This is a genomic window from Micromonospora sp. ATLC16 (genome assembly GCF_057196645.1).
In genome coordinates, this window is the sequence record NZ_JBXUOW010000026.1 from 1 (window position 1) to 15,134 (window position 15,134).

A 15,134-nucleotide genomic window follows, 5' to 3' on the forward strand; every position below is an offset into this window, starting at 1 on the left:
GCGCGCCGCCGCGCACCCGGGGCGCCAGCGCCGGCTCGCGCTCGCGCAGCGGCGACGGGCGCAGCGGCGTCACCGGCAACCCCAATTCCTGCTGGTACGCCCAGAGCCGACGCGCCTCGGCGAGGTCGTCGGCGGTCAGCCCGACCATCAGGGTGCCCTCGGTCCGGTAGCCGATGTCGGTGCCGGTCACCTCGGTCAGTTCGGCGGCGAACCCGGGCCAGCGGCCGGCCGACTCGGTAAGCAGGGCGGTCAGCTCCCGCTCGCCGAAGTACGCCTCGGCGACCGGTGCCAGCATGCCGGCGGCCACATGCGAGGCACCCGACCCGGGCGCCGGATCGTGCACGACCACCCGCAATCCGCGCGCCGCGCACCGCCAGGCGACCGCCCACCCGATCGGCCCGCCCCCCACGACTGCCACGTCGGGCCGGTGCTGCGGCGCCACATCGCCGGTGGCGGGGCACCCGGTCAACATGTCAGCGTCCGAACCAGCTCGGCGGCGACGCGGGCGGGATCGGTGGCGCCGGAGAGCGCACCGACCACCGCCACCCCGTACGCGCCAGCGGCCCGCAACTCGGGCACGTCCGCCGCCGTCACCCCACCGATGGCGATCACCGGTACCTCGACCGACTCGGCCACCGCCCGAACACCGGCCGCGCCGATCGGCGGTGGCAGCCCGTCCTTGGTGGCGGTGGCGCGGCACGGTCCCACGCCCAGGTAGCTAGCTCCGGCGGTGACCGCGGCGAGCGCGGTTGCCGGTTCCCGCGCGGTGGCGCCCAGCACCGCCGTCGGGCCGAGCACCTCCCGGGCCGCCGCCACGGGCAGGTCGTCGGTACCTACGTGACCACCGGCGGCGCCGGTGGCCAAGGCCACGTGCAGTCGGTCGTTGACCAGGCAGGGCACCCCGTACGGCGTGACCAGGGCCAACACCTGCCGGGTCAGCTCGTACGCCTGCCGGTCGGTGGCGCTGTCCTCGACGCGGACCTGCACCACCAGTTGCTTGTGGGCCGCCGGGAGCACGGCCCGGAGCACGGCGAGCGGATCCCGCCCGGGTCGGGTGTCGGTGATCAGATGCAGTCGCCCCAGGGACGGCACGGCAACACTCCTCCCTGCGCCGGCATTACCCGGATCAGGTTCGACGGTCGGGGGCTCACAGCCCCCCTCTCAGCCCGGTACACCGGGCTCCCGTGGGTTCGTTGGGTGTCACCGTACGTCGTTTCGCCGGCTCCGCCAAGCCCGTCCTGCGCCGCCGGCAGGGGGCGCGGGCTGCCCGGTCATGCCGACTCGCAGCAGCACGGCGACCAGAAGAAGACACCGATATGTAGCGACTCACACCAATACAAGATTGCTCGTTACCAAAACGTTACAAGGTTTCACCTTGCTCGAACCTAGATTCACTAACGCAAATTAAGTGATCGGATCGGCTTGTCGCCACCCAGACCTCGCTCGTCAGGTATGGGCGCTCGGACCGACGCGGAGTGACCACCGCCGCCACTCCGAACCGTCCCACGGACAGAGGAGATCTTCGTGCCCCGACCCAGTCGGCGGCGAGCCCCGCTCGCCGCATTGACCGTGGCGCTACTCGCCCTTGTACTCATCCTGGCCGCCGCACCGGCCCCGATCGCCGGCACCGCCGCCGCCCAGGCCGCCCGCCCCACCGATCCGGTCGCCGCGGCGGAGGCGGAGCCGTACTCCGTCCTGGTCTTCTCCAAGACCGCCGGATTCCGCCACGACTCCATCCCGGCCGGCATCAGCGCGATCCAGCAACTCGGCACGGCGAACGGGTTCACCGTCACCACCACCGAGGACGGCGCCGCCTTCACCGACACCAACCTCGCCAGGTTTCAGGCGGTCATCTGGTTGTCGACCACCGGTGACGTCCTCAACGCCAGCCAGCAGGCGGCCTTCGAGCGCTACATCCGCGCGGGTGGCGGATACGTCGGCGTGCACGCCGCATCCGACACCGAGTACGACTGGGCCTGGTACGGCCAACTGGTCGGCGCCTACTTCAACAACCACCCGGCCAACCAGACGGCCACGGTGAAGGTCGAGGACACCACCCACGAGTCGACCCGGCACCTGCCGGACCGGTGGTCCCGATACGACGAGTGGTACAACTTCCGTACCAACCCCCGCGCCCGTCAGGTGCAGGTGCTGGCCTCGCTCGACGAGCGCAGCTACAGCCCGGGCAGCGGGGCGATGGGGCACGACCACCCGATCGCCTGGTGCCAGAACTTCGACGGCGGCCGGTCCTGGTACACCGGTGGCGGGCACACCCAGGAGTCCTTCACCAACGCCGAGTTCCGGCAACACCTGCTCGGTGGTATCCAGACCGCGGCCGGGGCGGTGCACGCCGACTGCGGCGCCGGCCGGGCCGCCAACTTCGAGAAGGTGACGCTGGACAGCAACACCAGCAACCCGATGGAGCTGGACATCGCCCCCGACGGCCGGGTCTTCTACATCGAACGCGACGGTCGGGTGCAGATCATCAAGCCGGACACCGGCCAGACGGTCACCGCGCTGCGGCTGAGCGTCTTCGCCGGCAACGAGGACGGCCTGCTGGGCATCCGACTCGACCCCGACTTCGCCAGCAACGGGTGGGTCTGGCTCTACTACGCCCCGAGCGCGGGCGGCTCCCGCAACCACCTGTCCCGGTTCACCGTCACCGGGGACACGATCGCCCCGTCGAGCGAGCGGGTCGTCCTGGAGGTGCCCACGCAGCGCAACACCTGCTGCCACATGGGCGGGACGATGGTCTTCGACTCGGCCGGCAACCTGTACCTGGCCACCGGGGACAACACCAACCCCTTCGAGTCCGGTGGCTACAGCCCGCTGGACGAGCGCTCCGGCCGGTCGGACTACGATTCCCAGCGCACCGCCGCGAACACCAACGACCTGCGCGGAAAGGTGCTCCGGATCCGGCCGCAGGCCGACGGCACGTACACCATCCCGGCCGGCAACCTCTTCGCCCCGGGCACCGCGCGGACCCGGCCGGAGATCTACGCGATGGGCCTGCGCAACCCGTTCCGGGTGGGCATCGACCCGGTCACCGACGTGCTCTACGTCGCCGACTACGGCCCGGATGCCACCACCACCAACCCGAACCGGGGCCCGGCGGGCCTGGTGGAGTGGAACATCGTCGACCGGCCCGGCAACTTCGGCTGGCCGTACTGCCACGGGTCGAACCAGGCGTACAACGACTACCAGTTCCCGTCCGGCCCGAGCGGATCGAAGTTCAACTGCGCCGCGCCGGTGAACAACTCGCCGAACAACACCGGCCTGACCAACCTGCCAGCGGCCATCCCGGCCACCGTCGACTACGGCTACAACGGTGACTCCCGGTACCCGGAGATCGGCGGCGGCGGCGCGCCCATGGCCGGACCGGTCTACCGGTACGACCCGTCGATCTCGTCCCGCCGCCAGTGGCCGGCGTACTTCGACGGCAAGGCCATGTTCGGCGAGTGGAACCAGTCGCGGATGTACACCATGCAGGTCAGCCGGGACGGCAAGTCCCTCGTCGACATCAACCGGATCCTCGACCAGATGACCTTCGTCCGGCCGATGGACTTCGAGTTCGGCCCCGACGGCGCGCTGTACCTGATCGAGTGGGGCAGCGGCTTCGGCGGCGACAACGACAACTCCGGCGTCTACCGGATCGACTACACCGCCGGTGCCCGCGCCCCGATCGCGGTCGCCTCGGCGAACCCCACCACCGGAGCGCCACCGCTCGCCGTCACCTTCTCCAGCGCCGGCTCACGCGACCCCGACGGCGGAGCACTCACCTACGCCTGGACGTTCGGCGACGGCGGCACCTCCACCCAGGCCAACCCGACCCACACGTACACCGAGTCCGGCAGCTACACGGCGCAGCTCCGGGTGACCAACCCGGCGGGACGGAGCGCGGTGGCGAACGTGCCGATCACCGTCGGCAACACCGCACCGACCGTCACCATCGAGTTCCCGCCGGACGGTGGCTTCTTCGACTGGGGTGACCAGGTCGCCTACACCATCAAGGTCACCGACCCGGAGGACGGGACGATCGACTGCGACGACGTCGAACTCCAGGTCCTGCTCGGCCACGACGAGCACGCCCACCCGCTGGAGCGGCACACGGGCTGCACCGGCACGGTGCAGACCCAGCTCGCCGACGGTCACGGCGAGGAGGCGAACGTCTTCACCGTGCTGGAGGCGACCTACACCGACAAGGGCGGGTCCGACGGGGCCGAGCCGCAGACCGGCCGGGCGCTTGTGGTCCTTCAGCCGAAACACACGCAGGCCGAGTACTACTCCGCCACCGGGCGGGTGGCAGGCGCCACCGGGGGCGGCACCGCCGGAGTGGAGCGGGAGACCACCGGTGACACGGCCGGCGGTGGGCAGAACATCGGATTCATCGAGGACGGCGACTGGTGGTCGGTGAGTCCGGCCAGTCTGACCGGCCTCACCTCGATTCGGTTCCGGGTCGCCTCGGCAACCTCCGGTGGCCGCATCGAGGTACGCGCCGGGGCCGCGGACGGGCCGCTGATCACCACCGCCACCGTGACCGGCACCGGAGGGTGGCAGACGTACACCGACGTCACGGCGCAGATACCCAACGGCGCCGCCGCGGAGGGTGCGTTGTACTTCGTCGCCCGGGATCCGAGCGGCGGCTCCGGCACCCTGTTCAATGTCAACTGGTTGGACTTCGTCGGCCCCGGAGTGAGCGGCAACGCCCCGCCTGCGGTCACCGCCTCGGCCACCCCGACCAGCGGGACCGCGCCGCTGGCCGTGACCTTCACCGGTACGGCGACCGACCCGGACGGGGACACCCCCCTGACGTACGCCTGGGACTTCGGCGACGATGCGACCGCGAACACGCTCAACGCCACCCACACGTACACCACGCCGGGCAGCTACACCGCCACCCTGACGGTCACCGACAGCCGGGGCGCGCGGGGGCAGGCAAGCGTGCCGATCCGGGTCGACGGGGCGGGCAACCCCTGCCAGGCGGAGCCCGGACCGCAACGGTCCGACGAGTTCACCGGCACCTCGTTGGACCGCCAGCGATGGACCAGCGTGGTGCGCGGGAACGAGTCGTACTCCCTCTCCGACGGTTCGCTGCGGTTGCCCACCTCGGCGGGTGACCTGTACGGCACCCGCAACGACGCCACCAACCTGGTGCTCCAGCCCGCACCCAGCGGGGCCTGGCAGGCGACCACCCGGGTCACCGTGCCGGTCCGGGCCGACTACCAGCAGGCCGGTCTGGTCGTCTACGGCGACGACGACAACTACGCCAAGCTGGACCTGCTCTACGGTGGCGGCCGCCGGGTGGAGTTCGTCAGGGAAAGCGCCGGGACGCCGCGCAACGAGAGCACGGACTCCACCGCGGCTCCCACCGGTGACACCATCCACCTGCGACTGACGAGCGACGGGACGAACCTGACCGCCGCCTACTCGACCGACGGGCAGACCTTCACCGCGGTCGGCCGGTCCGCCACGCTGGCCGGGATCAGCAACCCCCGGATCGGCCTCTTCGCCCTCAACGGTGGCACCACGGCGGAGGTGGTGAACGCCCAGTTCGACTGGATCCGGATCACCCCGGACGCCACCACGGGCACCGTCACGCCGTCCGACGAGTTCACCGGCGACAGCCTGGAGAAGTGCCGGTGGAACGCCGTCGTACGGGAGGACTCGACCCACTACCGGGTGACCGACGGCGCGCTGCGCATCGACGTGCCGAACGGTGACATCTACGGCACCGGCAACACCGGGCCGACGAACTTCATCCTCCAGAACAGCCCGGCCGGGAACTGGACGATGCAGACCCGGGTCGACGGCAGCCTGTTCGACGAGCAGTACCAGCAGGCGGGCCTGCTGGTGTACGCCGACGACGACAACTACCTGAAGTTCGACTACCTGACGGACAACGCGGCCGGTCAGGCGGTCTCGCGACGGATCGAGTTCCGCAGCGAGGTCGCCGGGGCGGTGCAGAGTACGCAGCCCCAGGCGACCGGCCTGACCCAGGGCATCTGGCACCTGCGGCTGGCACGCAGCGGAAACACCTTCTCCGCCGCGTACTCGGCCGACGGCACGAGTTGGACGACCCTGCAGACGTTGACGAGCACTGCGGTCGGTGCGACCCCGAGGGTGGGCCTGTTCACTCTCGGCGCCAACCAGACCGCCTCGAAGACGGCCGCGTTCGACTACTTCCGACTCACGCCCGGGTAGCTGGACTGGCTCGCCGACCCACGACTGCCGGCCCGTACCTCTGCCCGAGGTGCGGGCCGGCAGCCGTGGTGGTTTGGGCGGGCTGTACGGGAATGTCACTTGCGTTTATCGAAACGTTATCCATCGAAGTCTTGCCATTAATCGTTTCAACGGAATTAATTTGTTCAGCGACTCGACATAAATGCTGGGACGGCCCCCTTCGGCAACGGGGTCGGACCGGCACCACCCGGGACGGTCTTCGGCGGGCCGACCCCGTGCCCCCTGTCCAGCAAGGACAAAGGAGACCGGAGTGCCCCGAACACCCCTTGCCCGTGCACCCCTGACCGCCGCGATCCTCTCCCTCGGCCTCGCCGCGACCATGCTCCTGGCGGCCCCTGCCGCCCAGGCCGCGCCGGCCCCCGTCGCCCAGGCCGTTCCGGAGGCCGCCGCCGAGACATTCTCGGTGCTGGTCTTCTCCAAGACCGCCGGCTTCCGCCACGACTCCATCCCGACCGGCATCGCCGCCATCCAGGAACTCGGCGTGGAGCACGGTTTCACCGTCGACACCACTGAGGACGGCGGCGCGTTCACCGATGCCAACCTGGCACAGTACCGAGCCGTCATCTGGCTCTCCACCACCGGAGACGTGCTGACCGCCGACCAGCAGGCGGCGTTCGAGCGCTACATCCAGGCCGGTGGCGGCTACGCCGGCATCCACGCCGCCTCCGACACCGAGTACAGCTGGGCCTGGTACGGGGAGCTGGTGGGCGCGTACTTCAACAGCCACCCGGCCAACCAGCAGGCCACGGTCAAGGTGGAGGACCCGGCTCACCCCTCCACCGCCCACCTGCCGGGACGCTGGTCCCGCTTCGACGAGTGGTACAACTACCGCACCAACCCGCGCGGTTCGGTGCACGTGCTGGCCACCCTCGACGAGACCAGCTACAACCCCGGCTCCGGCGCGATGGGACACGACCACCCCATCGCCTGGTGCCAGGACTACGACGGCGGCCGGGCCTGGTACACCGGCGGCGGCCACACCCACGAGTCGTACGCCGAACCGGAGTTCCGCACCCACCTGCTCGGCGGCATCCGCACCGCGGCCGGGATCCAGGATGCCGACTGCGGTGCGTCGCTGACCGCCAGCTTCGAGAAGGTGACGCTGGACAGCAACACCAGCAACCCGATGGAGCTGGACATCGCCCCCGACGGGCGGGTCTTCTACATCGAACGCGACGGTCGGGTGCAGATCGTCAAGCCGGACACCGGCAACACGGTCACCGCGATCGACCTCGACGTCTTCACCGGCAACGAGGACGGCCTGATCGGCATCCGGCTCGACCCGGACTTCGCCACCAACAACTGGGTCTACCTCTACTATGCGCCGAACGACGGGGTGACGCGCAACGTGCTCTCCCGGTTCACCGTCAGCGGTGACTCGATCGACGCGGCCACCGAGGAGGTCGTGCTCCAGGTCGACACCCAACGCAACACCTGCTGCCACGCCGGCGGCACCATGACGTTCGACTCCGCCGGCAACCTCTACCTGGCCACCGGGGACAACACCAACCCGTTCTCCTCGGACGCGTACACGCCGATCGACGAGCGGCCCGGACGCGCCGACTACGACGCGCAGCGTACCGCCGGCAACACCAACGACCTGCGCGGCAAGGTGATCCGGATCCACCCGGAGGACGACGGGACGTACACCATCCCGGAGGGCAACCTCTTCCCGCCGGGCACGGCGAAGACCCGGCCCGAGATCTACGCGATGGGCTTCCGTAACCCGTTCCGGATCGGCATCGACCCGGCCACCGACACCCTCTACGTCGCCGACTACGGCCCGGACGCCGCGTCGGACAACCCCGACCGGGGCCCCGAGGGGCTGGTGGAGTGGAACATCGTCGCCGAGCCGGGCAACTACGGCTGGCCGTACTGCACGGGCACCAACGAGGCGTACAACGACTACCAGTTCCCCTCCGGCCCGAGCGGGCCAAAGTTCGACTGCGCCGCCGTGGTGAACAACTCGCCGAACAACACCGGCCTGACCAACCTCCCGCCGGCCATTCCGGCCACCGTCGACTACGGCTACGGCGGTGACCCGCGCTACCCGGAGATCGGTGGCGGCGGCGCGCCGATGGGCGGCCCGGTCTACCGGTACGACGCCGACCTCGACTCGGTCCGCAAGTGGCCGGCTTACTACGACGGCAAGGCGCTGCTCGGCGAGTGGAACCAGTCGAAGATGTACACGATGCAGGTCTCCGCCGACGGCACCGAGCTGATCGACATCAACCAGTTGCTCACCGGGATGTCCTTCATCCGCCCGATGGACTTCGAGTTCGGTCCGGACGGCGCGATGTACCTGATCGAGTGGGGCAGCGGCTTCGGCGGCAACAACGACAACTCCGGCGTCTACCGGATCGACTACATCGCCGGTGACCGGGCACCGATCGCGGTGGCCAACGCCGAGCCCACCTCCGGGCAGGCCCCGCTGGAGGTGGTCTTCTCCAGCGCCGGCTCCCGCGACCCCGACGGGGGCACGCTCACCTACGCCTGGACGTTCGGCGACGGCGGCACCTCCACCGAGGCCAACCCCACCCACACGTACGCCGAGCCGGGGAACTACACCGCCCAGCTCACCGTCACCAACCCCAAGGGTCGTACGGCGGTGGCGAACGTGCCGATCACGGTGGGCAACACCGCGCCGACCGTGACCATCGAGTTCCCGCCGGACGGTGGCTTCTTCGACTGGGGTGACCAGGTCAAGTACACGATCACCGTCACCGACCCGGAGGACGGGACGATCGACTGTGACGACGTCCAACTCCAGGTCCTGCTCGGCCACGACGAGCACGCCCACCCGCTGGAGCAGCACACCGGCTGCACCGGCACGGTGCAGACCCAGCTCGCCGCCGGTCACGGCGAGGAGGCGAACGTCTTCACCGTCTTCGAGGCGACCTACACCGACCAGGGCGGCTCCGGTGGGGCCGGCCCGCTGACCGGCCGGGCGATCGAGATTCTCCAGCCCAAGCGCAAGCAGGCCGAGTACTTCACCGCGACCGGCCGGACCGAGGACGGCACCGGTGGCGGTGACCCCGGCGTGATGCGCGAGACCACCGGCGACTCCGCCGGCGGCGGCCAGAACATCGGCGCCATCGAGGACGGTGACTGGTGGTCGGTGGTACCGGCCGACCTGACCGAGATCGACGAGATTCGGTTCCGGGTCTCGTCGGCGACCAGCGGCGGCGTGATCGAGGTCCGCGCCGGCGCGGTCGACGGACCGGTGGTCGCCTCGGCGACCGTGCCGGGCACCGGCGACTGGCAGACCTACACCGACGTGACCGCACCGGTGACCGGTGCGGCGAGCGGTTCGCTGTACTTCGTCGCCCAGGACCCGGCGGGCGGCGAGGGGTCGCTGTTCAACGTCAACTGGGCGGACTTCGTCGGTAAGGGCGTCACCGACAACGCGCCGCCGGCGGTCACCGCGACCGCCACGCCGGCCACCGGCACCGCGCCGGTCACCATCGCGTTCGGCGGCACCGCCACCGATCCCGAGGGCGACACCCCGCTGACGTACGAGTGGGAATTCGGTGACGGCGGCACGGCGGACACGCTCCAGGCCGAGCACACGTACACCGCACCCGGCAACTTCACCGCCACCCTGACGGTGACCGACAGCCGTGGCGCCCGGTCGTACGCGACCGTGCCGGTGCGGATCGACGCGCCGAACACATCCTGCTTCGGCACCCGGTCCGACGACTTCAGCGGCGACAGCCTGGACCGGGACCGGTGGGAGGTGGTGCGGGAGAACCAACTCCTGGCCGTCTCCGACGACGCCCTGCGGCTACCCACCGGCGCCGGTGACCTGTACGGCAGCCGTAACGACGCCACCAACCTGGTGCTCCAGCCGGCACCGTCGGGCGCCTGGCAGGTCACCACCAAGGTCACCCTGCCGGTGACCGCCAACTACCAGCAGGCCGGTCTGCTGGTCTACGGCGACGACGACAACTACGCCAAGCTGGACCTGCTCTACAACGACAGCCGGCGGGTGGAGTTCATCCGCGAGACCGCCGGCACCCCGCGCAACGAGGGTGACGACAGCACCGACGCACCGGCGGGTGACACCGTCTACCTGCGGGTTCGCAGCGACGGCACCAGCCTGACCGCCGCGCTCTCGGCCGACGGTCAGACGTTCACCCCGGTCGGTCGCTCCGCCGCGCTGGAGGGCATCGGGAACCCGCGGATCGGTCTGTTCGCGCTCAACGGGGGCACCGACGCACCCGTGGTCGAGGCGGCCTTCGACTGGTTCCAGGTGACGCCGGACGAGCCGCCCGGCCCGGTCGACCCGTCGGACGAGTTCACCGGTGACGCGCTGGACAAGTGCCGATGGAACGCGATCGTCCGGGAGGACCCGACCGCCTACCAGATCAGCGACGGGTCGCTGCGGATCGACGTGCCCAACGGTGACATCTACGGCACGGACAACACCGGGCCGACGAACTTCATCCTGCAGAACGCGCCGAGCGGCGACTGGACGTTGGAGACCAAGGTGGACGGCAGTCTGCTGGACGAGCAGTACCAGCAGGCCGGCCTGATCGTGCACGCCGACGACGACAACTACCTGAAGTTCGACTACGTCGTGGACAACCAGGCCGGACAGACGGTCACGCGGCGGATCGAGTTCCGCAGCGAGATCGACGGCGTGGTGCAGAATCCGCAGCCCGGCGCGGAGAGCCTCACCGAGTCGGTGTGGCATCTGCGGTTGGCCCGCAGCGGTGACACCTTCACCGCGTCGTACTCGGCGGACGGCACCACCTGGACCGCGCTGACCGAGCTGACCAACGCCGCGGTCGGTGCGACACCGAAGGTGGGCCTGTTCACCCTCGGCGCCAACCAGACCGCCTCGAAGGCGGCGTCGTTCGACTACTTCCGGCTCTCCACCGACGCCGGATCTGACGACGAGACCGCGCCGGTCACCACGGCAGAGGTGTCCGGCACCCCGGTCGAGGGGTGGCTCACCGGCCCGGCGACGGTCACCCTGACCGCCGCCGACGAGGACGGTGGCAGCGGGGTGGCGCGCACCGAGTACCAGCTCGACGACGCCACCGACTGGACCGCCTACACCGGACCGGTGCCGGTGGCCGGCGACGGCGAGCACGAGCTGCGGTTCCGCTCCGCCGACGAGGCCGGCAACGTGGAGGAGACGAAGGCGGTCACCGTCCGGATCGACGCCACCGCGCCGGTCAGCACCGCGACGTTCGCCCCGGCGAACGACGCGGGCTGGCACGACGGCGCCGTCCCGGTGGTGCTCACCTCGACCGATGCCGGTTCCGGGGTGGCGCTGCTGGAGTGGTCGCTGGACGGCGGCGACTGGACGCCGTACACCGAGCCGGTCGAGATCAGTGGCGACGGGGACCACGAGTTGCTCTACCGGGCCACCGACACCGCCGGCAACGCCGAGACGCTGAAGGCGGCGGTGGTACGCATCGACGGCACCAAGCCCACCCTGCTGGTCTCCGGCATCGCCGACGGCCAGCTCTACGGGGACAGCCAGGACGTCCGGGTGTCCTGGCAGGCGGTCGACCCGACCTCGGGCATCGCGACAGTGGTCGGCAAACTCGACGACCGTCCCTACGTCAGCGGCACGCTCCAGGCGATGTACGAGCTGCCACTGGGGCTGCACGAGCTGACCGTCACGGCGACCGACAAGGCGGATAACGCCACCACCACGACGGTCCGCTTCTTCGTCACCACCTCGTTCCGGGACATGCAGAACCTGCTGGACCGGTTCAAGGCGACGGGGCGGCTCTCCAACAAGGCGTACAACCAGTTGTCGAAGCGGCTCTCCAACGCCCGTACGGCGGAGGCGGAAGGCAACGACCGACGGGCGATCAACCAGCTCACCGCGTTCCGGACGTTGGCCGGCGACGCTGAGCTGGTTGGCGAGGCGGAGATCCGGGACGTGCTGATCCGGGACGCCGATGCCATGATCGTCCGGCTCGGCGGCACGGCCAGCAAGACGGGCGTACGGGCCAACGACGGCGAGTCCGTCAAGGGTGCCGGCCGCCTCGGCGGTGACCCCACGCGGCTGGCTCCCGGCCGCAAACTGTGAGTCCAGGGCCCCGTCCGGCACCGTCCGGGCGGGGCCCCTTCACCCGACCCTGTTGATCATCAAGTTGGCGGCGTTCTGAAGAGGACGCCGCCAACTTCATGTCGACGCAAGGGGCACGGCACGGGTCAGCGGTCGAGGACCGCGCGGAGCGCCTTGAGGTCGTCCTCGGTGGGCTGCCAGGCGCCGGCCTCGGCGTTGGCGCGCACCTGCTCCGGCGTGGTGGCGCCAGCGATCACCGAGGTGACCGCCGGCTGAGCGGCCAACCCACCGATGGCCACGTGCAGCATCGACACGTCCCGTTCCGCGGCGTACGCCTCGATGCCCTCGATGGTGTCCCAGTCGGCGGCGGCGAGCCGCTGGGCGTACCGGCCGCCACCGGCCAGCCGACTGCCGGCAGGCGGTGCCTCACCCCGCTTGTACTTGCCGGTGAGCAGCCCGTTGGCCAACGGGAAGAAAGGCAGCATGCCCAACCCGAACCGGTCACAGGCCGGCAGCACCTCGATCTCGGCGTCCCGGTCGAGCAGGCTGTAGTGGTTTTGCGCGCTGACGAACCGGGTGAAGCCCCGGGTCTGCGCCGTCCAGTCGGCGTCGGCGATCTGCCAGCCGGCGAAGTTGGAGTTGCCGAGATACCGCACCTTGCCGGCGCGGACCAGGTCGTCCAGCGCGGACAGCGTCTCGTCGATAGGGGTGCCCGGGTCCGGCTCGTGGAACTGGTACAGGTCGATGTGGTCGGTGTCCAGCCGACGCAGCGACGCCTCGACCGCCCGGATCACGTACCGCCGCGAGCCGCGTACCCCGAAGTCCCGCCCGTTGCTGCCGGCCATCGACATGCCGAACTTGGTCGCCAGCACCACGTCGTCCCGGCGGCCCTTGAGCGCCGCGCCGAGCTGCGCCTCCGACGCGCCGTGCGGCTCACCGTAGATGTCGGCGGTGTCGAAGAAGTTGATCCCGGCGTCGAGGGCCGCGTCGACCACCGCCCGCGTGCCGTCCGGATCGAGTTTGCGGCCGAAGTTGTTGCAGCCGATCCCCACGACGGACACCACGAGCCCGGAGTCGCCCAACCGGCGATAATTCATCTCACTCACGAGATCACCATATGTCGCCCCGTCGGGTGGTCGCAGGGTCGGCCGCGAGACCAGACCGCTCAGGCCACGTCCCAGACCGGCTCGTCGGTCTCGACCACCTCGCCGTCGCCCCGGAACAGCAGGAACCGGTCGAAGGTGCGGGTGAACCAGCGATCGTGGGTGACCGCCACCACCGTGCCGGAGAACGCGGTCAGTCCGGCCTCCAACGCCTCGGCCGAGGCCAGGTCCAGGTTGTCGGTGGGCTCGTCGAGCAGCAGCATGGTCGCGCCGGACAGCTCCAGCAGCAGCACCAGGAAACGTGCCTGCTGCCCGCCGGACAGGGTGCCGAAGCGCTGGTCACCCTGTCCCGCCAGCTCGTACCGGGACAGCGCCGCCATCGCCGTGTGCCGGTCCATGCCGGCCCGGTGTTCGTCGCCCCGCCAGAGGATCTCCACGAGCGTCCGCGTCATCAGCTCGGGCCGGTCATGGGTCTGCGAGAAATGACCGGGACGCACCCGTGCACCGAGCCGCGCCACCCCGTCGTGCGCCACCGGCGCGAGCGCCGCCATGTCGGCGACCGGTCCGTTCGCCGGGTCGGGGTCCGTGCCGCCCCGGGCCAGCAGGCGCAGGAAGTGGGACTTGCCGGTGCCGTTGGCGCCCAGCACCGCGAGGCGGTCGCCGTACCACAACTCCAGGTCGAAGGGGTAGGTCAGGCCGTCCAGCTCCAGCTGCTCGCAGATCAGCGCCCGCTTGCCGGTCCGCCCGCCGGCCAGCCGCATCCGGATGTCCTGCTCCTTCGGTGGTACGGGCGGTGGCCCGGCCTCCTCGAACTTGCGCAACCGGGTCTGCGCCGCCTGGTAACGCGAGGCCATCCCGTCGTTGTACGCGGCCTTCTGCTTGTACATCAGCACCAGCTCGCGCAGCTTCTGGCGCTCCTCGTCCCACCGTTTGCGCTGCTCGTCGAGGCGGGCGTGGCGGGCCACCCGCGCCGCGTGCCAGCTGGCGAACCCGCCGGGATGCACCCAGGCGCTGCCGCCCTCCACCGTTACCACCCGGTCGGCGGTGTGCGCCAGCAGCTCCCGGTCGTGCGACACGTAGAGCACCGACTTGGCCGACTCCCGCAGCCGCGCCTCCAGCCAGCGTTTGCCCGGCACGTCGAGGAAGTTGTCCGGTTCGTCGAGCAGCAGCACCTCGTCGGGGCCGCGCAGCAGCAACTCCAGCGCGAAGCGTTTCTGCTGCCCGCCGGAGAGAGTCCGGACCGGCCGCTGCCGGGCGGCTTCCCAGGGCAGGTCGAGGACGATGATGGCGACGGTGTCGAAGAGCACCTCGGCGTCGTACCCGCCGGTCTCGCCCCAGGCCGCCAACGCGTCGGCGTACGCCAGCTGGGCCTTGCCGGCGGCGGTGCTGTACTTGCCGCGCAGCTCGGTCTCGCGCATGGCCGCCTCGGTCTCGGCCAGCCGGCTTCCGGCGTCGCGCAGCGGCGGTGGCGCGAGTGACAGGGCCAGGTCGGCCAGCGTCGACTCGTCACCGATCATGCCGATGAACTGGCGCATGACGCCCAGCCCACCGGTGCGCGCGATCGCACCGGTCCGTACCGGCAGGTCACCGGCGACCATCCGCAGCAACGTCGTCTTGCCCGCACCGTTCGGCCCGACGAGCGCCACCTTGGCGCCCTCGCCGACCCGGAACGACACCTCGGCGAAGAGTTCCCGCCCGTCGGGCAGGACATGCCCGACCGCCGCCACGTCCACGTATCCCACGCGGGCATCCTGCCTGAG

Annotated in this window: 6 protein-coding genes and 1 riboswitch; of the genes, 2 read left to right on the plus strand and 4 right to left on the minus strand. The window is 70.5% G+C overall.

Going from position 1 to position 15,134, the window contains the following annotated elements:
* Positions 1 to 472 (minus strand): FAD-dependent oxidoreductase (locus AC2CHE_RS13360; protein ID WP_484505233.1); only part of this gene is annotated, 472 nt, incomplete at its 3' end.
* On the minus strand, positions 466 to 1,092 hold the full coding sequence (locus AC2CHE_RS13365) for a thiamine phosphate synthase (protein ID WP_484505234.1): 627 nt from the start codon (positions 1,090 to 1,092) through the stop codon (positions 466 to 468). The genes AC2CHE_RS13360 and AC2CHE_RS13365, both read right to left, overlap by 7 nt.
* Positions 1,087 to 1,196, minus strand: a riboswitch (TPP riboswitch). It overlaps the preceding gene by 6 nt.
* Positions 1,197 to 1,524: 328 nt before the next feature.
* On the opposite strand from AC2CHE_RS13365, the gene AC2CHE_RS13370 reads away from it, so the two are divergent.
* Complete coding sequence (locus tag AC2CHE_RS13370) at positions 1,525 to 6,201, plus strand: ThuA domain-containing protein (protein ID WP_484505235.1); 4,677 nt, start codon at positions 1,525 to 1,527, stop codon at positions 6,199 to 6,201.
* Between the two features lie 289 nt (positions 6,202 to 6,490).
* Complete coding sequence (locus AC2CHE_RS13375; protein ID WP_484505236.1) at positions 6,491 to 12,292, plus strand: ThuA domain-containing protein; 5,802 nt, start codon at positions 6,491 to 6,493, stop codon at positions 12,290 to 12,292.
* A gap of 125 nt (positions 12,293 to 12,417) precedes the next feature.
* On the opposite strand, the gene AC2CHE_RS13380 is transcribed toward AC2CHE_RS13375, so the two are convergent.
* The gene (locus tag AC2CHE_RS13380) at positions 12,418 to 13,368 is read right to left on the minus strand and encodes an aldo/keto reductase (RefSeq protein ID WP_484505284.1); all 951 of its coding nucleotides are present in this window, start codon (positions 13,366 to 13,368) and stop codon (positions 12,418 to 12,420) included.
* A gap of 68 nt (positions 13,369 to 13,436) precedes the next feature.
* Positions 13,437 to 15,116 carry an ABC-F family ATP-binding cassette domain-containing protein gene (locus AC2CHE_RS13385; protein ID WP_484505237.1) on the minus strand — a complete coding sequence of 560 codons (1,680 nt, stop codon included), beginning with the start codon at positions 15,114 to 15,116 and terminating at the stop codon, positions 13,437 to 13,439.
* Positions 15,117 to 15,134: the final 18 nt, after the last annotated feature.

What these genes read in the sequence shown, in the direction of transcription:
- AC2CHE_RS13380 (WP_484505284.1), bottom strand. Translation starts at nt 13,368, where the DNA reads ATGAATTATCGCCGGTTGGGCGACTCCGGGCTCGTGGTGTCCGTCGTG.